The sequence below is a fragment of the Prochlorococcus marinus XMU1419 genome (assembly GCF_017695955.1).
GTDB lineage: Bacteria > Cyanobacteriota > Cyanobacteriia > PCC-6307 > Cyanobiaceae > Prochlorococcus_A > Prochlorococcus_A marinus_AD.
The window spans coordinates 295,973-318,700 of record NZ_JAAORO010000001.1; the positions used below are offsets into that span (position 1 = coordinate 295,973).

The 22,728-nt window shown below is 36.5% G+C and carries 21 protein-coding genes, 3 tRNA genes and 3 rRNA genes; 12 read left to right on the forward strand and 15 right to left on the reverse strand.

Features of this window, described 5'->3' with window-relative positions; all coding sequences use genetic code 11:
• Window positions 1-20 precede the first annotated feature (20 nt).
• The 3 genes from nrdR to psbB all read right to left on the reverse strand — a co-directional run bounded on the left by nrdR (window position 21) and on the right by psbB (window position 2,241).
• A complete protein-coding gene (gene nrdR, locus HA151_RS01610; RefSeq protein WP_209105806.1) occupies window positions 21-500 on the reverse strand; it encodes a transcriptional regulator NrdR in 480 nt (159 codons plus the stop codon).
• 95 nt (window positions 501-595) lie between these two features.
• Window positions 596-694 carry a photosystem II reaction center protein T gene (locus HA151_RS01615; RefSeq protein WP_011131951.1) on the reverse strand — a complete coding sequence of 33 codons (99 nt, stop codon included), beginning with the start codon at window positions 692-694 and terminating at the stop codon, window positions 596-598.
• A gap of 23 nt (window positions 695-717) precedes the next feature.
• Window positions 718-2,241: a photosystem II chlorophyll-binding protein CP47 gene (psbB, locus tag HA151_RS01620; RefSeq protein WP_209105807.1), complete on the reverse strand. Its 1,524-nt coding sequence runs from the start codon at window positions 2,239-2,241 to the stop codon at window positions 718-720.
• A 222-nt stretch (window positions 2,242-2,463) separates the two neighbouring features.
• On the opposite strand from psbB, the gene HA151_RS01625 reads away from it, so the two are divergent.
• The 4 genes from HA151_RS01625 to HA151_RS01640 all read left to right on the forward strand — a co-directional run bounded on the left by HA151_RS01625 (window position 2,464) and on the right by HA151_RS01640 (window position 4,568).
• Window positions 2,464-2,826 carry a 2Fe-2S iron-sulfur cluster-binding protein gene (locus tag HA151_RS01625; protein WP_209105808.1) on the forward strand — a complete coding sequence of 121 codons (363 nt, stop codon included), beginning with the start codon at window positions 2,464-2,466 and terminating at the stop codon, window positions 2,824-2,826.
• A 104-nt stretch (window positions 2,827-2,930) separates the two neighbouring features.
• Window positions 2,931-3,083 carry a photosystem II reaction center protein PsbM gene (gene psbM / locus HA151_RS01630; RefSeq protein WP_011817804.1) on the forward strand — a complete coding sequence of 51 codons (153 nt, stop codon included), beginning with the start codon at window positions 2,931-2,933 and terminating at the stop codon, window positions 3,081-3,083.
• An 11-nt stretch (window positions 3,084-3,094) separates the two neighbouring features.
• Window positions 3,095-3,964 (forward strand): peptide chain release factor N(5)-glutamine methyltransferase, encoded by an 870-nt coding sequence (gene prmC / locus HA151_RS01635; protein ID WP_209105809.1) that lies wholly within the window; start codon window positions 3,095-3,097, stop codon window positions 3,962-3,964.
• A gap of 22 nt (window positions 3,965-3,986) precedes the next feature.
• Window positions 3,987-4,568, forward strand: a complete 582-nt coding sequence (locus tag HA151_RS01640; protein WP_209105810.1) for an L-threonylcarbamoyladenylate synthase — start codon at window positions 3,987-3,989, stop codon at window positions 4,566-4,568.
• Window positions 4,569-4,746: 178 nt separating this feature from the next.
• On the opposite strand, the gene HA151_RS01645 is transcribed toward HA151_RS01640, so the two are convergent.
• The 6 genes from HA151_RS01645 to ctpZ form a co-directional block, all read right to left on the reverse strand.
• A tRNA-Thr gene (locus HA151_RS01645) sits at window positions 4,747-4,818 on the reverse strand.
• A gap of 65 nt (window positions 4,819-4,883) precedes the next feature.
• A complete protein-coding gene (gene minE / locus HA151_RS01650) occupies window positions 4,884-5,219 on the reverse strand; it encodes a cell division topological specificity factor MinE (protein ID WP_209105811.1) in 336 nt (111 codons plus the stop codon).
• A 1-nt stretch (window position 5,220) separates the two neighbouring features.
• Entirely contained in the window at window positions 5,221-6,036 is an 816-nt protein-coding gene (gene minD, locus HA151_RS01655) for a septum site-determining protein MinD (protein ID WP_209105812.1), read from the reverse strand.
• Between the two features lie 111 nt (window positions 6,037-6,147).
• Window positions 6,148-6,810, reverse strand: a complete 663-nt coding sequence (locus HA151_RS01660; protein ID WP_209105813.1) for a septum site-determining protein MinC — start codon at window positions 6,808-6,810, stop codon at window positions 6,148-6,150.
• 10 nt (window positions 6,811-6,820) lie between these two features.
• Window positions 6,821-8,077, reverse strand: a complete 1,257-nt coding sequence (locus tag HA151_RS01665) for an HD domain-containing protein (protein ID WP_209105814.1) — start codon at window positions 8,075-8,077, stop codon at window positions 6,821-6,823.
• 20 nt (window positions 8,078-8,097) lie between these two features.
• Window positions 8,098-9,399, reverse strand: a complete 1,302-nt coding sequence (ctpZ, locus tag HA151_RS01670; RefSeq protein ID WP_209105815.1) for a carboxyl-terminal processing protease CtpZ — start codon at window positions 9,397-9,399, stop codon at window positions 8,098-8,100.
• A 71-nt stretch (window positions 9,400-9,470) separates the two neighbouring features.
• Between ctpZ and petB the strand changes: the two genes are divergently transcribed.
• Both petB and petD read left to right on the forward strand, forming a co-directional pair.
• Window positions 9,471-10,127, forward strand: coding sequence for a cytochrome b6 (petB, locus tag HA151_RS01675; RefSeq protein WP_011817812.1), 657 nt, complete (start codon window positions 9,471-9,473; stop codon window positions 10,125-10,127).
• Between the two features lie 33 nt (window positions 10,128-10,160).
• The gene (gene petD / locus HA151_RS01680) at window positions 10,161-10,643 is read left to right on the forward strand and encodes a cytochrome b6-f complex subunit IV (RefSeq protein ID WP_002808353.1); all 483 of its coding nucleotides are present in this window, start codon (window positions 10,161-10,163) and stop codon (window positions 10,641-10,643) included.
• Between the two features lie 2 nt (window positions 10,644-10,645).
• Here the strand turns inward: petD and HA151_RS01685 are convergent, their stop codons facing one another.
• Window positions 10,646-12,085, reverse strand: coding sequence for a glycoside hydrolase 100 family protein (locus tag HA151_RS01685; RefSeq protein WP_209105816.1), 1,440 nt, complete (start codon window positions 12,083-12,085; stop codon window positions 10,646-10,648).
• Between the two features lie 612 nt (window positions 12,086-12,697).
• On the opposite strand from HA151_RS01685, the gene HA151_RS01690 reads away from it, so the two are divergent.
• From HA151_RS01690 to rrf, 5 genes are all read left to right on the forward strand, one after another.
• Window positions 12,698-14,182: ribosomal RNA gene (locus HA151_RS01690) — 16S ribosomal RNA — on the forward strand.
• Between the two features lie 120 nt (window positions 14,183-14,302).
• Window positions 14,303-14,376 (forward strand) — tRNA-Ile (locus HA151_RS01695).
• Window positions 14,377-14,388: 12 nt separating this feature from the next.
• Window positions 14,389-14,461: transfer RNA gene (locus HA151_RS01700), tRNA-Ala, on the forward strand.
• Window positions 14,462-14,717: 256 nt separating this feature from the next.
• Window positions 14,718-17,593, forward strand: a 23S ribosomal RNA gene (locus HA151_RS01705).
• A 63-nt stretch (window positions 17,594-17,656) separates the two neighbouring features.
• Window positions 17,657-17,773 (forward strand): 5S ribosomal RNA (gene rrf, locus HA151_RS01710).
• The 16S, 23S and 5S rRNA genes sit together here with 2 tRNA genes alongside, the layout of an rRNA operon.
• A gap of 42 nt (window positions 17,774-17,815) precedes the next feature.
• Here rrf and HA151_RS01715 read toward each other — a convergent pair.
• From HA151_RS01715 to HA151_RS01730, 4 genes are all read right to left on the reverse strand, one after another.
• Entirely contained in the window at window positions 17,816-18,694 is an 879-nt protein-coding gene (locus tag HA151_RS01715; RefSeq protein ID WP_209105817.1) for a DNA-formamidopyrimidine glycosylase, read from the reverse strand.
• 4 nt (window positions 18,695-18,698) lie between these two features.
• Window positions 18,699-18,908: a photosystem I reaction center subunit IV gene (locus HA151_RS01720; protein WP_011817817.1), complete on the reverse strand. Its 210-nt coding sequence runs from the start codon at window positions 18,906-18,908 to the stop codon at window positions 18,699-18,701.
• A gap of 80 nt (window positions 18,909-18,988) precedes the next feature.
• On the reverse strand, window positions 18,989-19,750 hold the full coding sequence (locus tag HA151_RS01725; RefSeq protein ID WP_209105818.1) for a LysM peptidoglycan-binding domain-containing protein: 762 nt from the start codon (window positions 19,748-19,750) through the stop codon (window positions 18,989-18,991).
• A 72-nt stretch (window positions 19,751-19,822) separates the two neighbouring features.
• Window positions 19,823-21,214, reverse strand: coding sequence for an aldehyde dehydrogenase family protein (locus HA151_RS01730; protein WP_209105819.1), 1,392 nt, complete (start codon window positions 21,212-21,214; stop codon window positions 19,823-19,825).
• Window positions 21,215-21,369: 155 nt separating this feature from the next.
• On the opposite strand from HA151_RS01730, the gene HA151_RS01735 reads away from it, so the two are divergent.
• The gene (locus tag HA151_RS01735; protein WP_209105820.1) at window positions 21,370-22,260 is read left to right on the forward strand and encodes a GNAT family N-acetyltransferase; all 891 of its coding nucleotides are present in this window, start codon (window positions 21,370-21,372) and stop codon (window positions 22,258-22,260) included.
• 72 nt (window positions 22,261-22,332) lie between these two features.
• Here HA151_RS01735 and HA151_RS01740 read toward each other — a convergent pair whose 3' ends face one another.
• Window positions 22,333-22,581: a DUF3104 domain-containing protein gene (locus tag HA151_RS01740; protein WP_209105821.1), complete on the reverse strand. Its 249-nt coding sequence runs from the start codon at window positions 22,579-22,581 to the stop codon at window positions 22,333-22,335.
• Window positions 22,582-22,728: the final 147 nt, after the last annotated feature.

The window sequence follows — 22,728 nt, forward strand, 5'->3', positions numbered from 1 at the left end:
TACACTTTAAGATGCTGATTTTATGAAATTGATGCTAATTGGTTTTTTGAACTTCCTTTTAGGGATTCAAGAGTAGAGATAAAATCTTTAACTCCATTAAACTTTCTATACACTGAAGCATATCTTATGTATGCCACTTCGTTTTCTTTTCTAAGGCTTTTAAGAATTAACTCTCCAATTTTTGAAGATTTAATATCTTTATTAGAATCTTGAACGATTTGTGATTCAATTCCATCTACAAAATTAACGATTGCTTCACTAGTGAAGGTAGTCTTTTCGCAAGCTCGTGATATCCCAGTCAATAGTTTTTGTTTGTCAAATAATTCTCTACTTCCGTCTTTTTTAATAACTGAGACAGGCATTGTTTCTATTCTTTCATAGGTTGTAAATCTAAATGTGCAATTTAAGCATTCTCTTCTTCTTCTAACACTTTTACCACTATCAGCAGATCTTGATTCCAAAACTCTGCTATCTGTGTTTTGACAGGTTGGACACTGCATGTAGTGAAAAAAAACAAACTTAACTCTAATAGTAGATTAATATTTTAATTATGAAAAGTAAAAAACCTCTTGTTAAAGAGGTTTTTTACTTAAGTTCATTTTCTATCGAATTTAGGGGGATCTCTAAAGGCGACAGCAAAGAATAAGGTAACAACTGCGAGAGTTAAAATGAGAACGTAAGCAAAGGCTTCCATAAGATTAAGTAATAAAGTTTAATTTAAACCCTTCCTGGGATTCTTCTTGTTGTTTCGTCACCAAGTTTTTTGAATAAACCAAATTCAACTTGGTCACCAATCTCAGCATCAATACCAGCAAAGGAATTTCTGTAAAGAGTTCTTGAAGCATGCCACCAGTGGCCAAACAAGAATAGCAATCCAAAACATAAATGAGCATATGTAAACCATGCTCTTGGGGAGCTTCTGAATACACCGTCAGATTTATAAGTTTCTCTGTCGAACTTAAAGGCTTCTCCAAGTTGCGCTTTTCTAGCTAATCTTTTCACCACTGCAGGATCAGTAAATGTTTGCCCATTTAAGTCTCCTCCGTAAATAGTTGCAGTGATGCCTGTTTGTTCAAATGAATACTTAGCTTCAGCTCTCCTAAATGGGATGTCTGCCCTGACGTTACCCTCTTTATCTTCAAGAATGACTGGGAAGTTTTCAAAGAAATTAGGTATTCTTCTAACTTCTAGTTCATTGCCATCTTTGTCTTGGAAAGCAATATGACCTTGCCATCCAGTTGGTAAACCATCACCATTTACTAAAGCTCCAACTCGGAATAATCCTCCTTTAGCAGGGCTATTCCCAACGTAATCATAGAAGGCTAATTTCTCTGGTATAGATGCGTATGCTTCTTCTTTAGTGGCACCATTATCTATGGCAGCTTGAACCCTTCTATTGATTTCAGTTTTGAAATATCCTGAATCCCATTGATATCTCGTAGGGCCAAATAACTCAACTGGAGTTGTTGCTGAACCGTACCACATTGTACCTGCGACAACAAAGGATACAAACAATACTGCTGCCAAAGCACTTGCTAATACTCCTTCAAGACTTCCAAGTTTGAGTGCTCTGTAAAGTCTCTCACCTGGTCTATTGGTAATGTGAAAGATTCCCCCAATGATACCCATTAGCCCAGCTGCAATATGATTAGCAACAATTCCGCCTGGATTAAATGGGTTAAATCCTTCAACTCCCCAAGAAGGAGCCACAGGCTCTACATGCCCAGTTAATCCGTATGGATCAGATACCCAAATCCCCACATTTGCGCAGTGGAATGCTCCAAATCCAAAACATGTAAGCCCGGCTAAAAGAAGATGAATTCCAAAGATTCTTGGAAGATCCAGAGCTGGCTCACCAGTTCTTGAATCTTCCCATAGATCTAAGTCCCAGTATGTCCAATGCCAAATTGAGGCCAACATTAATAACCCACTAAATACTATGTGAGCCGCTGCCACCCCTTCAAAACTCCAGAACCCAGGATCAACTCCTGTAGCACCTGTGATATCCCATCCGTTCCAACTACTTGTGATACCAAGTCTTGCCATGAAAGGCATAACATACATTCCCTGTCTCCACATTGGATTGAGAACAGCATCAGAAGGATCAAAAATGGCTAATTCATAAAGAGCCATTGAACCGGCCCAGCCGGCTAATAATGCAGTATGCATAAGATGCACCGCTAGTAGTCGACCTGGGTCGTTAATAACTACTGTGTGAACTCGATACCAAGGCAATCCCATCGGTTAATTTCTAGTAACTATGCTGAATAAACAGCTAAACAACACGATAGTAAGGGTTTTTTAGTCTTTGAGGGATTTTTGTAAATAAATTTATTTTCTTGCAAAAATTGGGCAAATTAGTTTGCATTACTGGAGTTACAAGGAATTTTTGACTAAAAATTGTTAATATTTTGGTCACAATTCTCAAAGTAAAACGCCAAAATAGGAAAAATAACAAAAAAAATGGCAACTATTAGATTCATCCGCGAAGGATTGGAGGTTCAATGTAATCCTGGAGAAAATTTGAGAGAACTGGTAATGAAAGAAAACTTACAACTATATGGATTAAAAGGAATTTTGGGAAATTGTGGAGGTGCAGGACAATGCAGTACTTGTTTTATTTCAGTTGAAGGTGGAAACAAAAATTCATTAAGTCCTATCACTTCTGTTGAAGAAGAAAAACTCAAAAATAGACCAGAAAATTGGCGACTTGCTTGCCAAACTTTAATTAAATCATCTGCAGTGATCTTAACAAAACCACAATCCCCTCCCTCAAATTTGGAAGAACTAAAAAAAATTAGCGAAAATAAAAAATTACCTAGATAAATTGTTTAAGACTGTTAATCAGTTTATAAAATTTGTTTATTTTTCCACTTTATTCCAAGTTATATGTCTATAGTCTTAGTACCTAATATTGAATTACCAATTAAATGGAAACAACTAACTTTGGATTCGTAGCTAGTCTTTTATTTGTAGGGGTGCCAACAATATTCCTTATAGGTTTATTTATTTCTACTCAAGATGGAGAAAAATCAAGCTTCTATTCTGATTCTAGTAAAGGTAGGCTTGGGCCAAAACGCTAATCTCATTATAGATGCTTTGCATTTCTGTAGAAGAATTTTTATTTTGGAAAAAAAAGCAACTCTCTAAAGGTGGTAATCAACAATCCTTTAGTGTTTTACTTGATTGTATAGGGGGTATAACGACTAGTGATTTAAATTTGACAATTTTAAATCCTAAGGGAAACTTATATTTAAAAAAAAACTTAGAATTTTTAGAATGTGTTTGGGATGATCATTTATTTAAATCTTGCCCAATTCAATACCTTTGTGAAACAACTTTTTGGAGAGACTTAAAATTAAAAGTGACAAACAAAGTGCTCATTCCCAGACCAGAAACAGAGCTCATAGTTGATATTGTCTTTAATATATTTCGAAAGAAGTCAGAAAAATTATTTTTTGCTGAATTAGGAACTGGATCAGGTGCTATAAGTATTGCGTTGGCATTGGCTTATCCATTGAGCGAGGGAGTGGCTACTGATATAGATCAAGATGCTTTAGAAATAGCCGCTAAAAATTATATAAATTCTTCTAAACACTCAAATTTGAAATTTTATTGTGGGAATTGGTGGTCACCTCTTGAAAGTTTTAAAGGAAAATTAGACCTTGCTATTTCAAACCCGCCATATATTCCTAATGAAACTTATGAAAAATTACCCAAAGAAGTTAAAAATTTCGAACCTAAAGTTGCTTTATTAGGCGGCGAAGATGGTTTAAAACATATCAGGGAAATAATACAAAAAGCACCATTATTTTTAAAAGAAAAGGGCTGGCTAATTTTAGAGAATCATTTTGATCAAAGTGAAAAAGTAAAACAACTACTTATTGAAAATAAATTTACATCAATAGAAATTGTGAAAGATCTTTCAGGTATTGGTAGGTTTACTATTGGAAGATATATATAAATATGAAAGTTTCATAATCTAAATGAATTTAATAGACTATAGATCCGCCATAAAAACTCTTAAAAGTGGTTTACCTATAATTTTCCCAACAGACACATTACCTGCGATTGGCTGCTTGCCAAAATTTTCAAATATTATTTATGAGTTTAAAAAAAGAGATAGAGATAAACCCCTAATTCTTATGGGATCTGAACATAAACAATTAATTGATTACGTTCACGAATCAGCTAAAGAAGATTACGAAAATATAGCTTCAAAATATTGGCCTGGAGCATTGACAATGGTTATTCCTGCTTCAGAAAAGCAGACTTCAATCCTCACAAGCAATGATCTAACTCTTGGGTTGAGGATTCCAAATTCATATATTGCTCAGTCTCTTATTAGAGAAACAGGCCCATTGTTAACCTCAAGTGCAAATATTTCAGGGTTTAAAGGATCGATTACAGTTGAAGGTATTGCTTTAGACTTCCCTTCTTTACAAATATTAAACCCTACCCCCTGGGAAAAAAGTAGTGGAAAAGCTAGTACTATTATATTTTGGAAGAAAAGCGGGGATTGGAGTTTAATTAGAGAAGGAGAAGTATTAGTTAGGGAATTGCATTAATGTTTTTATTATTATTTTTTGTTTTATTAATCCAATTTTTTACTTATTGGATATTTGAACCCTTGTCATCTTTTTTAGAGTATGTTCTCGAAATAAGATTGTTTCCTATCATTGCTCTGATAAGTTTAATCTTTTTATTTTCAGCAAAGAATATTGAACAGAATTAAATAAATCAAAATGCCGGCTAACAGATTTGAACTGATGACCTTCGCTTTACAAAAGCGCTGCTCTACCGCTGAGCTAAGCCGGCAATCTCTTTATCTTACAATTTGGTAGGGTCAATTATCAGTATTTTTTTAGCTTTTTTTAAATTTATTATTTTTTTATATTTTTATTAGCTTTATCAGTTTTATCAGTTTTTTTGAATTTTATTTCTCCTGAAATAGTTCTTTTGATTGGTAAATTTGCAACTAATGCAGTCATTCTATCCTCAGTCTCTAAACTTACTGCTACCTCTTCAAAATCAATTTCAACATATTTAGCAACAACATCAAGAATCTCTTTCCTCATTTTATCTAAAAGATCAGTTGTTAAGGAACTCATATCAACTCTGTCATGAGCAAGTACAAGTTGTAATCTTTCTCTAGCTGTATTTGCACTAGACGTTTCTCTGCCTAGTAATTTATTTATAAGATCTCTGAGAGTCATCATTTTAAAAAACCTTTGTTTGCATTAATCTAATGAATTTATCTTTAAGGCTTTTGCCTTCTTTTTTTGGATCGATAATTGGTACGTCTTTATTTGTAAGTCTTTGAGAAACATTTAAATAACATTTTTTTGCAGGAGATCTACGATCTGAAAGTGTCAGTGGCTCTCCTCTATTTGTACTTATTATTACCTGTTCATCTTCTAAAACAATACCTAATAAGGGCAAAGAAAGGATCCCTTGAACATCTTCGATAGATAACATTTCTTGACTAGCCATCATGTTAGGGCGAACTCTATTGATTACAAGTTGGATAGGCTCAATATCTGAAGTATTAAGAATCCCTATTACTCTATCCGCATCTCGAACTGCGGATAATTCTGGGTTAGTAACAACAATAGCTTCTTTACAAGCTGCAAGAGCATTTTTAAAGCCATCTTCTACACCCGCTGGACAATCTACTAAGACAAAATCAAAGTTTTCACTAAGAAGCTCACTAATTTTTTTCATATCTTCGGGCTTCATCCAATCCAACATCCTTGGATCTCCAGCAGGTAGAAGAGCAAGATTAGGTTCCTTTTTATGTCTAACTAATGCTTGGTCAAGACGACAATTGTTGTCAAGAACATCTTGAGCAGTATAAACAATGCGATTTTCTAATCCTAGAAGAAGATCTAAATTTCTTAAGCCAAAATCAGCATCTAACACAGCAGTTGTTGCTCCGCTATTAGCAAGTGCTATTCCTAGGTTTGCAGTTAGAGTTGTTTTACCAACCCCTCCTTTGCCTGAACAAATTAGTATTGTGCGAGTTGTCTTCCCCACGGTTTTAAAGATTTTACAAATAATAAAGCCACTTGCAGAAAGTTAAATATTTTAAAGATTAAGTAATTCTTAAATTTGTCTAGTTTGATTTAATTTATTGCAAATGATTGATTAATTTTTACTTTCGATTATGTGTGGTTTAATGATTATCGTTTGTTTATCTATTAGCGCAATTTCTGGATAACAACTTTTGGGCTTATCCTTTGGTCCAATAGCTATCACATCTGCAATTCTTAACTGTAAAGGGTTGAGATAAAGTGATGTAATAGAGGCATTTGTATTCCCACTTTTACCTGCGAATGCGATCCCTAGTAATTTGCCCCAAACGTAAATATTTTTCTTAGCGGAAACTATTGCTCCTGGATTAACGTCTCCAATAATGCATAGGTTTCCATTTGAAGATATTCTTTCACCCGATCGTACTGTTCCTTTATGAAGAATATCGTCTTTCTTTTTTGAATTGAATAAAAGTAACTTATTTTTAATCTCTTGCTCTTTTATAAAAACTGAATCTATTTTTAAAAACTTTCCGCTTAGTATCGTATATCTATTATTTGAGTAAATGCGTAAGGAACAAATATTAATTTTGTCAAAATGGTTTTTTAATTTCGCTAATTGATGAGAACTTATAGACTCATTTATTACGAAGATTTTTGCTTCTAGAGCTTCTTTGATGTAAGAAAACCTTTTGAATGTTTCATGGATATTATTTAAATCTAATAAAGAAAAAATTTCTAAATATTTACTTTTAGTATTTTTTAAAACTATTTCCATTGAATTAAATCTAGGAATTGCTTTTTAATAATGAAATTTCATTTTTAATTTCATTTTTGATCATACCTGGATAAATAATAAAAGAGCTTTCCTCAGATCTCATTAAAGTTTTTATTAAAGCAGAATTATTTTCTAATGCACTTTGATAAGTGCCATCCCATATTTTAAGTGCATTATTAGAATTAAAACTTTTAAAAGACCTTTCCTTAATCCCACAAAATATTTCTGAATCATAACCATTCTTTTCACATAATTTTGTTGCAAATGCGAGGATTTTTAATCTATTCAACTTACTTAAAAAACTTATGTCTGATGCCTTTAATAAATCTCTGTCAATAAACATTTTGCATAGTGTAGAAAGTGGCTCAAAAGATTCATCTTTCCATCTAATCAAATGGTAATAAAAGGTTACATCATCATTTCTTATGAAATCATTAAAATCAACCTTTGAAGGTGAAAAAATCCACTTATGTAGAGAATCATCTAACCAAATTTTCTTTTCATAATTTTGTTTTATAGTGTGTATTATTTTTTCTAGAATCCATGTTGATATTTCATTTATCCTGTGATTATAGATTGTTCTGTACATCAAGTTTCTTAGTACAAGGAAATGTTCTATAGCGATAACTCCTTTTGGTTTGATTCCGATATTCCCATCAGGTGAAAAAGTAAGAGCTGAGATAATTCTTTCTAAATCTACTAACCCATAATTAGTACCTGTATTATAGCTATCGCGCAAAAGATAATCGAGACGATCGCAATCTATCTCACTACTTATCAATGTTTTTAAAGGTTTTGAAAATAGTTGTTTTGATTGAAATAATTCACCAATTTTTCTCGGTAATTCGTTGTCATATTTTTTGAGGATTGAATTTATTGGAGAATATTTTGTAACCAATTTTTCAGACCATTGTTCGTGATCATGCTTAAATATTTTTTCACTGGTATGGCTTAGAGGTCCATGACCTAAATCATGTAGCAGAGCTGCTCCATAGAGAACAAATTTATTTTCACAAAATGAAGATTTACTTTCAATTAATCTCTTATAAATTTTTCTAGCTATACAAAAAACACCAATTGAGTGAGTAAATCTACTCGATTCTGCACCATGAAAAAGTAATGATGCTGCTCCTAATTGTTTTATTCTTCTTAGTCTTTGAAAAGCAACTGTATCAATTAATTCCATAATCATTAATTCTTCTGGCTTTCCTGAATCAAATACTATTTCTTTATGAATTGGGTCATGAAAAATTCTTTTAATACTCATATTTTTAAGATTTTTTATTTTCAATCTTTAGCCATCTCAAGGTTTAATTTTTCGTTGTTTAATTCAATAGTTTGAACTGCAACTTCTTCTTTTTCCAGTAGCGACCCCAGAAATAATTCTGCATTCTTCACCCATTTATCATCGGTACTTCCATAATCACTTGTATCCGGGAGATCAAGTAATTTATCAGGAGTCATACCTTGGCCTTGAATATTATTACCTTTGGGGGTTAAGTAACTGGCCACTGTTATAGCAATACCACTATCTTCTCCCAAACTTTTTAGGGATTGAATTAAACCTTTCCCATAAGTTTGTTCGCCCATAAGAATGGATCTTTCATTATCTTGTAATGCGCCAGCAAGTATTTCACTGGCACTTGCAGTACCTTTATTTACTAAAGTCACCATTGGTCCATCAAAAGATGTTTCTTTTTGAGAAATAATTGCATCTTTGATTCCATTTCTATCTTTTGTCTCGACTACAGGCTTCTCACTTAATAAAGAGTCTGCAACTGCTATACCTGAGCTAACTAGCCCCCCTGAATTATTTCTAAGATCCAAGATTAAGCCCTCAACATCTTTCTCATTTAACTCTTGAAGTGCTTCTTCAACTTTTTTGGGTACGCTTTCGCTAAATTGAGTTATCCTTAAATATCCTATTGTGTGAGAATCGTCTCTTAATCTTTTTGTTCTAACTGGTCTGAGATCCACAGATCTCCTCTCTAGATCGACTTCCCTAATTTCGCCTGATTCCGAAGATAATTCAACTAAAACTTTTGTCCCCGATTCACCTCTTAACTTAGAAGCAGTACTCGCAAGCCCTAATTTTTCTGATGAGATTCCGTCCACCGATTCTATAATGTCTCCGCTTACTATTCCAGCTTCTTCAGCTGGGGAACCCCCAAGAGTAGAGATAACTTTAACTTTATTGTCATCATCTTCACCTAATTGAAGCCCAACACCATTAATTTCACTACCAAAATTACTTGATTTCAGTAGTTCATAATCTTTCGGGCGTAAAACTCTCGTATAAGGATCGTCTAGAGGTCTTAACATGTCTTCAATTGCGGAATAAGCCTCTTCACTTGTTTCAATTTGTTTCTGTAATGTTTTTTGTCTAATTCTTTTCCATTGGATTTCATCAAACTTTTCTGGATCATAAAAACCTTCGTTTACCAAGGTCCAAGCATCAAGTACTAATTGCCTGCTATCACTGAGAGCATCCACTCTTTCAATCAATAAAAGATTGATTGAAAAAACGATGATCATTGATACAGTGATCACAGTTTTGAATGTTAAAAGTTTGTTAAAAGATGAATTCATTGGGTTAAGTGTTAACACCAAGTATAAGAATTTTAAGTAAGCTCTTTATATCAAAGCTAATTTTTTTTTGGATGGCGAATTCTTCATCTGTTTATGACTGGTTTCAAGAAAGGCTTGAAATCCAAGACATAACTGACGACGTAACTTCCAAGTACGTACCCCCTCACGTAAACATTTTTTACTGTTTAGGAGGCATAACTTTAGTATGCTTCCTAATTCAATTTGCAACAGGTTTTGCAATGACTTTTTACTATAAGCCAACAGTTACACAAGCTTATAGTTCAGTAAGTTATTTAATGACTGATGTTAGTTTTGGATGGTTAATAAGGTCAGTACATAGATGGAGTGCATCAATGATGGTTTTGATGTTAATCCTTCATGTCTTTAGGGTTTATCTTACCGGTGGTTTTAAAAGGCCAAGAGAACTTACTTGGGTAACTGGAGTTGTTATGGCTGTTATAACAGTAGCTTTTGGTGTTACAGGATATTCTTTGCCTTGGGATCAAGTGGGTTATTGGGCGGTTAAGATTGTTTCTGGTGTTCCAGCTGCAATTCCTGTTATTGGTGATTTTATGGTTGAATTACTTAGAGGTGGAGAGAGTGTTGGACAATCTACTCTTACACGATTCTACAGTCTTCATACTTTTGTTTTGCCATGGTCATTAGCTGTATTCATGTTGATGCACTTTTTAATGATTCGTAAACAGGGTATTTCAGGTCCCTTATAAACTCCTATAATTCAATTATTATCAGATTAATACATGTCTACGTTAAAAAAACCAGATCTATCTGATCCAAAATTAAGAGCAAAATTGGCCAAAGGTATGGGCCATAATTACTATGGTGAACCTGCTTGGCCAAATGATTTATTATACATATTTCCAGTTGTTATCCTTGGGACTATTGCATGTGTTGTTGGGCTAGCAGTACTTGACCCTGCAATGTTAGGAGACAAAGCTAATCCATTCGCAACTCCTTTAGAAATATTACCTGAATGGTATCTTTATCCAGTTTTTCAAATACTTAGGGTAGTGCCTAATAAACTTTTGGGCATTGCACTTCAAACGTTAATACCTTTGGGCTTAATGATCTTACCCTTTATCGAAAATGTTAATAAATTTTCTAATCCCTTTAGAAGGCCTATAGCCATGTCGGTTTTCTTGTTTGGAACTTTCCTAACAATATATCTTGGTATAGGTGCTTGCTTACCTATAGATAAATCTTTAACTTTGGGTTTATTTTAATCTCAAATTTTAAACATATCTAAGTCATTATTCTCTACCCTCAAGAAGTGATGCATTAATAAAAAGCCAACTATTGTCCAGGTTTGGTAAGTTCTTGATTGTTGCCCCACCCAAGTCCCTGTAGGACCGTCAAAATATTCTGCCCACTCTTGCTTAGGTAGTTGATTAAGTTGGCACCAATATGACTCTTCGATTAGAGATTTCATTTCTTCCATAAGAATTACATCATCAGAAGGAAACTTTTTTTGATGTAAAAGAACAGCTGTACCAAAAAACCATAATAGGCTCGGCCAATGTCCACCATTATGGTAACTCCAAGGCCAATTCTTTGGATCCGAACCTGTTTTATTTTGCCATTCTTCGACATCCATATGCGGATGACAAATTCGCATAGGCATTTGAGCCATCAAATGCTGCCTGTTATGCAAAACTAATCTAAATAAAGCTCTTTGTTCTGCGGGAGGAAGAACTCCAAACATACAGGCTAAAGAATTTCCTAAACTGTAAAATCGAAAGTCAGGTCTTCCTGTTCTAATATTTCCTATTAAATATCCACCTCTATTTTCTAACCAATCTTGGAGCCATGAAGGAACTACTTGAGGTTGAACATTAAATTCATTGAAGTGTTGATCATCTCCGTACTGCTCGGTTGGCCTTCTTCTTAAGATTTGCATTGTTTGGCTGGTAACCCAATAATGTTTCAAGAGAAAACTTCCTAGGTCTTTAACCCATTGATTTGTGAGAATAAGCCTTTGATCTAATAGTCTACTTACGTGATCTGCTCGACTTAATTCCATTAAATTTATACAGCTTTTTAAACATCCATGAAGTAAAACTTCAACTTCTAAAGGTGCTCCCCATACATCCATAGGTCTATCAATCATGAATGCGCAATCTGGTACAAAAAGTACGGGAGTACCTTCAAATGTTGGATGAAGAACTAGATCTAGTAATAGTTGAATACCTCTTTGAACGCTCTGACTCTTTCCAAAAGCAAAATCACCGCTCTTATTTACATAATACCAACATAAAATTGGCCACCATAAACTTGCATCGGCTGAAGTAATTCTGCCAATCGATCTTTGACCATAGTCTCCAATAAGCTTTCCATTTTCTTCAACGAAACTAGTAGGAAATACTCCACGAGTTTGATAATTAGTGCTTTGTAACTCAAGACATACAGTAAGAAACTTTTTTACAATTTCGTATCGTTTTTGAGTAATGAGGTAAATCATTACTGGAACGTTATCTCTTAAAAAAATTTCTCCGTAATTTAACTTTTTATTTTTTGTTGGGTGTTCTAATGCCGCAACACTACCTACTAATTCACCTGAAATTTCGACTAAAGTCTTTTCAAAGTGTTTTTTCGCATTTGTTACAATTTTTTCTTCATCAGAACTTGGTCTTACTCGTAAATTTTTTTGACTAAATCTTTCTGCCATTTCATTTATATCCCTTTATTTAAGCCTAGTTCTTTAAAGAGACTTTGAACAAAAAAAAAATTAATAAAAAATTTTTGTATAAAAGGTTGCACAATTAAGGTTGAATGGTTTAATATTTTCTTCTGGGCAAAAAATTCTTTTTTTGCATAATTCAGGTAATTATCTAAAATCTAATTTTTCGATAATAAATGAATTTTTTGGAGATTCGATCTCGGTCATTATTTCCAGCCAGAAGAAGGGTTTCCCCTTCAAAGTGAGTTATTCAATCATTGTTTAACTCTGCACCTAGAAAATTTAAAAACTTAGGAACTGATGCTTTTATTGCGTCAAATATTTATTAAATTTATTTTTGATAATTATTAGATGTATTTGCAATAAAGGTGTGAGGTCCCGTCAAGAATATATAAATTGTTTTCAATTGCTAACTTTTAGTTTTTTGAAAACCAACGGATCTGAGATCTTGGAAAGTCACTTTGAAATATTTTTAATGTGCACTCAAAGTAATCCTTAAATATTTAAGGAGGCTGAACCTGAATAATTTAAGTCAATCTTATTTTTTATTTGGAGAAAGCAATTCATATTGAGTAGATTTATCTACAAAAGGATTTGAACACAACGGAGAGTTTGATCCTGGCTCAGGATGAACGCTGGCGGCGTGCTTAACACATGCAAGTCGAACGAACCTTCGGGTTAGTGGCGGACGGGTGAGTAACGCGTGAGAATCTGCCCTCAGGAGGGGGATAACGGTTGGAAACGACCGCTAATACCCCATATGCCTATTGGTGAAATGAATTTCGCCTGAGGATGAGCTCGCGTCTGATTAGCTAGTTGGTGAGGTAATGGCTCACCAAGGCTTCGATCAGTAGCTGGTCTGAGAGGATGATCAGCCACACTGGGACTGAGACACGGCCCAGACTCCTACGGGAGGCAGCAGTGGGGAATTTTCCGCAATGGGCGAAAGCCTGACGGAGCAACGCCGCGTGAGGGACGAAGGCCTCTGGGCTGTAAACCTCTTTTCTCAAGGAAGAAGATATGACGGTACTTGAGGAATAAGCCACGGCTAATTCCGTGCCAGCAGCCGCGGTAATACGGGAGTGGCAAGCGTTATCCGGAATTATTGGGCGTAAAGCGTCCGCAGGCGGCTTTTCAAGTCTGCTGTTAAAACGTGGAGCTTAACTCCATCATGGCAGTGGAAACTGAAAGGCTTGAGTATGGTAGGGGCAGAGGGAATTCCCGGTGTAGCGGTGAAATGCGTAGATATCGGGAAGAACACCAGTGGCGAAGGCGCTCTGCTGGGCCATTACTGACGCTCATGGACGAAAGCCAGGGGAGCGAAAGGGATTAGATACCCCTGTAGTCCTGGCCGTAAACGATGAACACTAGGTGTCGGGGGAATCGACCCCTTCGGTGTCGTAGCTAACGCGTTAAGTGTTCCGCCTGGGGAGTACGCACGCAAGTGTGAAACTCAAAGGAATTGACGGGGGCCCGCACAAGCGGTGGAGTATGTGGTTTAATTCGATGCAACGCGAAGAACCTTACCAGGGTTTGACATCCTGCGAACCTCTTAGAAATTTGAGGGTGCCTTCGGGAATGCAGTGACAGGTGGTGCATGGCTGTCGTCAGCTCGTGTCGTGAGATGTTGGGTTAAGTCCCGCAACGAGCGCAACCCACGTTTTTAGTTGCCAGCATTTAGTTGGGCACTCTAGAAAGACCGCCGGTGATAAACCGGAGGAAGGTGTGGATGACGTCAAGTCATCATGCCCCTTACACCCTGGGCTACACACGTACTACAATGCTACGGACAAAGGGCAGCAAACTCGCGAGAGCTAGCAAATCCCATAAACCGTGGCTCAGTTCAGATCGTAGGCTGCAACTCGCCTACGTGAAGTAGGAATCGCTAGTAATCGCAGGTCAGCATACTGCGGTGAATACGTTCCCGGGCCTTGTACACACCGCCCGTCACACCATGGAAGTTGGCCATGCCCGAAGTCGTTACTCCAACCCTTGTGGAGGAGGACGCCGAAGGTGGGGCTAATGACTGGGGTGAAGTCGTAACAAGGTAGCCGTACCGGAAGGTGCGGCTGGATCACCTCCTAACAGGGAGACAACAAAATGTTTAATATTATTTTGTCACCTTAGGTCGATCGGTATCTCACATTCTTAATTTATTAAGAATTTCATTTCTTAAGTTTTTCTAGGTCACACCCATTTTTTCCTGGGCCATTAGCTCAGGTGGTTAGAGCGCACCCCTGATAAGGGTGAGGTCCCTGGTTCAAGTCCAGGATGGCCCATATCTCTATGTTGGGGGTATAGCTCAGTTGGTAGAGCGCCTGCTTTGCAAGCAGGATGTCAGCGGTTCGAGTCCGCTTACCTCCACTGATTACCACCTCCTCCATATTTTTGGAGTAAGGAAAATTTTGAGTTGTGATCAATTTCTGAACGAATCTAGCTTCCTAATGTGATCATTAAGATGCTGGACTCATTGAATTATTTTCATTGTTTTCAGAGAACCTTGACAACTGCATAGATTATTTTAAAGACAATAAGCATCTTTAATGATGCAGATTTATTATTTGTGCGAATGCATTAATAACAATTCTATTAAGCTGATGCTTCAAATTTTGAAGTTATTGGTCAAGCTACAAAGGGCTCACGGAGGATACCTAGGCACACAGAGGCGATGAAGGACGTGGTTACCTGCGATAAGTCTCGGGGAGTTGGAAGCACACTTTGATCCGGGAATTTCCGAATGGGGCAACCCCATGTACGGCCAACTGAATATATAGGTTGGTGCGAGCTAACCCAGCGAACTGAAACATCTTAGTAGCTGGAGGAAGAGAAAGTAAATAACGACTCCCTCAGTAGCGGCGAGCGAACGGGGAACAGCCCAAACCGATAGTCTTGACTATCGGGGTTGTGGGACAGCAATATGGATCAATAAGTCTAGAAGAAACGTTTGAATGGCGTGCCATAGAGGGTGAAAGCCCCGTAATCGAAAGATAAGTTGACCTAGCTGCATCCCGAGTAGCACGGAGCACGTGGAATTCCGTGTGAATCTGCGAGGACCACCTCGTAAGGCTAAGTACTACTGTGTGACCGATAGAGAAACAGTACCGCGAGGGAAAGGTGAAAAGAACCCCGGGAGGGGAGTGAAATAGAACATGAAACCGTGAGCTTACAAGCAATGGGAGCCCGACTAATCGGGTGACCGTGTGCCTGTTGAAGAATGAGCCGGCGACTTATAGGCACTGGCGGGTTAAACCGGAAATGGTGGAGCCACAGCGAAAGCGAGTCTTAATAGGGCGTTTGTCAGTGTTTATAGACCCGAACCCTGGTGATCTAACCATGGCCAGGATGAAGCTTGGGTGATACCAAGTGGAGGTCCGAACCGACTGAAGTTGAAAATTCAGCGGATGAGCTGTGGTTAGGGGTGAAATGCCAATCGAACCAGGAGCTAGCTGGTTCTCCCCGAAATACGTTGAGGCGTAGCGTCTAGTGCTCCAGCAGGGGGGTAAAGCAACCATTTCGGTGCGGGCTGCGAAAGCGGTACCAAATCGATATGAACTCTGAATACCCTGTGTGTAACTAGGCAGTCAGACTGTGGGGGATAAGCTCCATAGTCAAGAGGGAAACAGCCCAGACCGCCAGCTAAGGTCCCAAAATTAACGCTAAGTGATAAAGGAGGTGGGATTGCCCAGACAACCAGGAGGTTTGCCTAGAAGCAGCCATCCTCAAAGGAGTGCGTAATAGCTCACTGGTCGAGCGATCCTGCGCCGAAAATGAACGGGGCTAAGCGTTATACCGAAGCTGCGGATAAATTTATTTATGGTAGGGGAGCGTTCTATGTAGGGTGAAGCGTTAGCGTAAGCGGACGTGGACAGCATAGAAGTGAGAATGTCGGCTTGAGTAGCGAAAACATGGGTGAGAATCCCATGCCCCGAAACCCTAAGGGTTCCTCCGGCAGGCTCGTCCGCGGAGGGTTAGTCTGGACCTAAGGCGAGGCTGAAAGGCGTAGTCGATGGATAACAGGTCAATATTCCTGTACCAGATGTGTTTTGAGAAGGGGGACGGAGAAGGCTAGCCAGGCCAGATGTTGGTTACTGGTTCAAGCGTTCGAGGCTTTGAGAGATGGAGAAAACATCTTGAGCTAAGGCGTGAGTACGAGCTGCTACGGCAGCGAAGTTGGTGATGTCATGCTTCCAAGAAAAGCCCTATACTCGTTAAGACACAAATGCCAGTACCCGAAACCGACACAGGTGGGGTGGTAGAGAATACCGAGGGGCGCGAGATAACTCTCTCTAAGGAACTCGGCAAAATGGCCCCGTAACTTCGGGAGAAGGGGTGCCAGCGAGAGCTGGTCGCAGTGAAGAGGCGCAAGCGACTGTTTACCAAAAACACAGGTCTCCGCTAAGTCGCAAGACGATGTATGGGGGCTGACACCTGCCCAGTGCCGGAAGGTTAAGGAAGCTGGTTAGCTTTTAGTGAAGCTGGCGACTGAAGCCCCGGTGAACGGCGGCCGTAACTATAACGGTCCTAAGGTAGCGAAATTCCTTGTCGGGTAAGTTCCGACCCGCACGAAAGGTGTAACGATTTGCGCGCTGTCTCGGAGAGAGGCTCGGCGAAATAGAATTGTCTGTGAAGATGCGGACTACATACACCCGGACAGAAAGACCCTATGAAGCTTTACTGTAGTTTGATATTGTGCTCGGGCTCTGAATGCGCAGAATAGGTGGGAGACGTTGAAATAGTGCTTGTGGGTACTATTGAGTCATCGGTGAGATACCACTCTTTTAGAGCTAGGGTTCTAACGCTTACCCGTTATCCGGGAAGCGGACAGTATCTGATGGGCAGTTTGACTGGGGCGGTCGCCTCCTAAAAGGTAACGGAGGCGCACAAAGGTTCCCTCAGGCTGGTTGGAAATCAGTCGTTGAGTGCAAAAGCAGAAGGGAGCTTGACTGTGAGACCTACAAGTCGAACAGGGACGAAAGTCGGTTTTAGTGATCCGACGGTTCTGCGTGGAAGGGCCGTCGCTCAACGGATAAAAGTTACTCTAGGGATAACAGGCTGATCTCCCCCAAGAGTTCACATCGACGGGGAGGTTTGGCACCTCGATGTCGGCTCATCGCAACCTGGGGCTGAAGTCGGTCCCAAGGGTTGGGCTGTTCGCCCATTAAAGCGGTACGCGAGCTGGGTTCAGAACGTCGTGAGACAGTTCGGTCCATATCCGGTGTATGCGCAGGAATATTGAGAGGATTTCTCCCTAGTACGAGAGGACCGGGAGGAACGCACCTCTGGTGTGCCAGTTATCGTGCCAACGGTAAACGCTGGGTAGCCATGTGCGGAGTGGATAACCGCTGAAAGCATCTAAGTGGGAAGCCCACCTCAAGATGAGTATTGCCATGGCATAAGCCAGTAAGGTCACGGGAAGAACACCCGTTGATAGGCTCTACGTGGAAGCTTGGTAACAAGTGCAGCGGAGGAGTACTAATAGACCGAGGGCTTGACCAAATAAACTTAATTTATTGTTTTTAATTTATATTTTTTCTATGCAGTTCTCAAGGTTCAAACTATCCTGGTGTTCATGGCGATGTGGAACCACTCCGATCCATCTCGAACTCGGTTGTGAAACGCATCAGCGGCGAAAATATTTAGGGGGTAGCCCCTTGAGAAAATAGCTCAATGCCAGGTAAAAATATTTAAAGGGTTTGCTCTTATTGAGTAAACCCTTTTTTATTTTTGGCATTTGGGACACCAATGTGTACTTCTCCCAGTAATTTTTTGCCTTTCAATTAAATTCCCACATATGCGACATTCTTTCCCAGTTCTCCTATAGACATTTGTCTGTAAACCAAAATTACCATTATCTCCTTCCAAGTTCCTAAAATCGCTAAATGTAGTTCCACCAGAACCTATACTTTTTTTTAATACAGTTACAATTGATTCTTTGAGCTTAATCAACTCATTCTTCTTTATTGTTCGAGCTTCCCTAAAAGGTGAAATGCCAGCAGAGTATAAACTTTCATCAGCATAAATATTACCTATACCTGCCACTATTGTTTGATCTAATAAAATAGCTTTTATTGATTTTGTTCTTTTTGAAATAACTTTTTTAAGATAATTTGCATCAAAGTCTTGAGAAAATGGTTCTGGCCCTAATGAACCTAATCCTTTAATTATTTTGTTAGGAGATAGGCCTTTATTAATCCACCACATTTGACCAAAACTTCTTACGTCAATGTACCTAAGCTCATTATTATTTTTATCGAAAAATCTTATTCTTGTATGTTTACAAGGAAGAGTTGAGTTTTTAATAAATTTGAAATATCCAGTCATTCTTAAATGAACTACAAGGAATCCGTTATTTTGTGAATTTTCTAGAGGAAATTGAGCATTTTCATTTTGAACTTCTTTCAATTGAGCTATTAAATATTTACCTCTTCTATCCCATTTATAAATAAGTGAGTTACCAAGTCCTTTGATGAATTCTTCTTTGTTTGTTGGGAATGCAACAGTTGAGTCCCTACAGACTTCAACTTTTTTAATAATAAAGTTATTAAGTTTTTGCTCTAAACCTCTTCGAACTGTTTCTACTTCAGGTAATTCAGGCAATTATTTAAGCTTTCTCTAATTCACTTTCAGCGAAATTATTTGTATTTGCTCCACCATCAGTTCCGCTTATCCCGGCGTAATTTACTTTATCGAATCTGACTACGCAGTTATATTTAATACCTGAGGTATCAACTGAAGCAACTTTACCTATTTCATTATACCAATATGATTCCGGTCTTTTTACTCTCACGAGATCTCCTCTTGAAATAGCCATTACTATTAATTTAACTTTTTGTAGAATAACTCATTATTAATATTCTTAGACAAATTATTCACACATATTAATTAAAAGTTTTAACAAAAATCATTTATCAAATTAATTTCAAATTCTTCTTTAGCAGGCTTACTTCCCATCCATTTCCTGCCAGGTATTCTTACATCTAATTCCCTCGTATCACAATTTATTGAAAGAATTAGTTTTTTATTTTCTTTATTCAGTACGTTTAAAACTTTTCTACCTTTAATATCTTTATATGATTTACTTTGGATAATTATAGGACCATAATTTTTTTTATCTAACTCAAGTAATTCATTATTTTTTCTATTTTCAGTTGTTTCATGATTTTCTAAATTAATTATGTTCTTTTTTCTTAATATGAGTTTTTGACCAATTTTTATTGAATCAGGATTATTGAGATTATTCATCTCTATTAGATCGATTACTTTTAAATTATATTTGTTTGATATCTCAGTCAGATTTTCACCAGTTTGAACGATATGATAATTACTTATTAAATCTGATTGTTTTGTAAGATTTTCAGTAGATTCGGAGATAATAAGATTTTGGCCAACAAAGATATAATTTTCGTCTTTTAAGTTATTCAATTTAATAATTAAATCTTTATTTATTGAATAGAATTTTGAAATACTTGATATTGTATCTCCACTTTTTACAATATGAGTTTTTTCTAGTTTAGTTTTTTCTTCAGTAATTGATTCTTTTCTAACAATATTCTCAATTTTATTTTTTGGTGAAAATACCTTTTCTTCTGATTTTAAAAAAGGTTGATTAAAAAAATTAATAAATATGGCAATTACTAAAAATGCAAATTTCATAAAACTCACTATTTATTTAAAGATAATCTTAAAATTTAAGATCGCTAGGTCTTTGAAAACAATTTAAGTAATTTAAAACTGAAAAATAAACTTTAAAAATTTCTTTGCTCTTTCGTAGGGAGGATACCGCAGATTTGAATCAAATAAAAAACCTTTAAAAGTAATAGATTTTTGATTTGAAAAATTTCGGAACCCTTCTTCTCCATGAAATCTACCAATACCACTTTGCCCAACGCCTCCAAACGGTAAATTTGGAATAAGGACTGGTAACATAACATCATTTATACAAATTGTTCCTGAGCTGGTTACTTTTGAAATATGATTATGAATTTTTTTATTGCCTCCAAATAAGTAGATTGCTAATGGTTTTGATGTTTGACTAATCTGTTTTAACGCTGATTCCTTATCATTGATTCCAATTACTGGAAGTATTGAACTGAATAGTTCTTTCTGCAAGATTTCTGTTTCATTTAATTTAGATTTCAAAATTGTGGGAGATATTTTCAAATTTTTTTTACTAAAAGTCCCCCCAAATAAAATTCTTTTTTCTTTTTTATATTGTTTTAGAACTTCTACAGTTGATGTAAAATGCTTTTTCTCTAATTTTGATAAGTTTTTCGAGATAATTGGATTATCTCCGTAAAAACTTACTATACATTTCTTTAATTTTTCTATAAAAATAGTTTCAATTTCTTTATCTACAAAGATATGATTAGGAGCCATGCAGGATTGACCAGAATTAAAAAATTTGCCCCAAACAATTCTTTTAGCAGCAACCTCTAAATTTGCATTTTTGAAAATAATTACAGGATTTGTTCCGCTTAACTCAAGAGTTAATGGAGTTAAGTTTTTTGAAGCTAATTTCATTATAGATTTTCCAGTCTCAGTACTTCCTGTAAAAAATATGTGATCAAAATTTTGTTCAATTAATTTTATGGATTGTTTATAGTCACCCTCTATTGTCATTAGGACATCTTTACGGAAATATTTGGAAGTAAGCTTTTTAATAAGTTTTGAAGTTGCAGGACATCTCTCTGAAGGTTTTATAACTGCCGTATTTCCCGCTGAGAAAATATTTACTAATGGCTTTAAAACATAAAGTAATGGATAATTATAAGGACCAATAATTAAGACGCACCCAAGAGGTTCATAAATAACTTTGGAGGATGATGGGAATAGATAAAAAGGTGTATCAATTTTTTTTGGTCGCATCCAAGAATTGAGTTTCTTTTTTATGAGTGAAATTTCTTCTTTCACTAAAAGGATTTCTGAAAGCCCTTCAATTTCAGATTTGCCTAGATCAACATAAAGTGATTTTATTATCTCTTTTTTATTTTCATCCAAAAGTTTAGAAACTATCTTGAGATGTTGGATCCGCCACTTTATATTTTCCGTTTTACCAGTAAGAACTGTATTTTTTAATCTATTAATGTCTTCTAAATGAAATTTATCAGAAATTTTCATTTTATTACTATTAATAGTATTAAATATATCAGAGGATAAATTGTAAATAACTAAGGTTTTAGCAACTTAAATCAAAGTGAATGATTTATGAGAAATAATCAAATTTATTAATATTACCCTTAAAAATTCAAATTTTTCTTGGTTAGTATATTTCTATGAGGGAAAAATTTTCAATTAGATTGATATCTATAAATGAAATACCAGAAGTCACAAACTGGGCAAAGTTAGAAGGTTTTTCTCCTGGAATGGATGATGTATCAATTTATAGAAATACAGATAAACAAGGGGTATGGGTAGCTTGTCTCGACAATAATCCTATAGGTTCTATTGCGTGTATTAAATACAATTCCTCATATGGTTTTATAGGTTTATTTATCGTTAAAAAAGAATTCCGAAATAATGGATATGGAGTGAGATTATGGAAACATGCCCTCGAATATTTAAAAAATGTTGATTGTATTGGCCTTGAGGCTGCCCCAGATAGATTGAATGATTACGCAAAGTGGGGGTTTAGAAAATCTTCTACTACAAATCGTTGGAAATTAAATGGTTCTCAAGATTTGCCATTGAGAAATTTCTACAAAGATCAATTTCATTCTTTTAAAGTTGTCCCGGGAACTAAAATCTCCTCTGAAGCGGTCTTAATTTATGATGATCAAAGAGAACCTAGCCCTAGACCGCATTTTCTAAATGACTGGTTGAGGAATTCTCATGGAAATGTCAGTGCAATTGTCGACAATAATGGGATGTGCCATGGATTTGGCAGGATAAGACCTTGTGTATTGGAGGATAATGAGCAAGGCTGGAGAATCGGACCTCTTTTAGCGGATACTCCACCTCTTGCTGAATTGTTAATAAGGGAGTTAGTTGGTGATTTAGATGCCCAAATCTTATTGGATTGCTCTAATCTGAATCCATATGCAAATTATCTTTTATCAAGTTTGGGATTTGAGGAAATATCAACAACTTACAGAATGTACAAAGGAACTCAACCTCCCTGCCCAATGAATCAAGTATACGGACTTGCCTGCCTGGAACTTGGGTAATCCCCTTTAAAACGAGTATTTTGCATTTTGTTTATGTAATACTGAAGGAAGTTTGTTCGATTATCCATAAGCTTAAGTTTCAGAAGGTTTTAAAATTTTTTCTACAATATCCGCGTTGATTATAGTGATCTCTCCATTATCAATATTGGCAACTTGAAACAAGGTCCATGAATTTGGATTTCTAGCTCCTCCAATACAGTCGATAACTTGACCGACCCAATAATTTTTATTCTTTTCCTTAGTATCTTCGCAATTTTCTTTTTTAATTGCTACATAATCACCAGACCTAACGAAAAGAAACTCAGGAGTTGCCGAGCTCATAATAAATAGCTAATAGTATATATGTACTATAGTAAGTCATTATTTTTGTTGCCGAACTTTGAATTATTTCGCAAACTAGAGGTAATTCAAAAATAAAATGGAATCAACTGAAATTGCTATATTTTCAACATTATTGGGATTAATTTT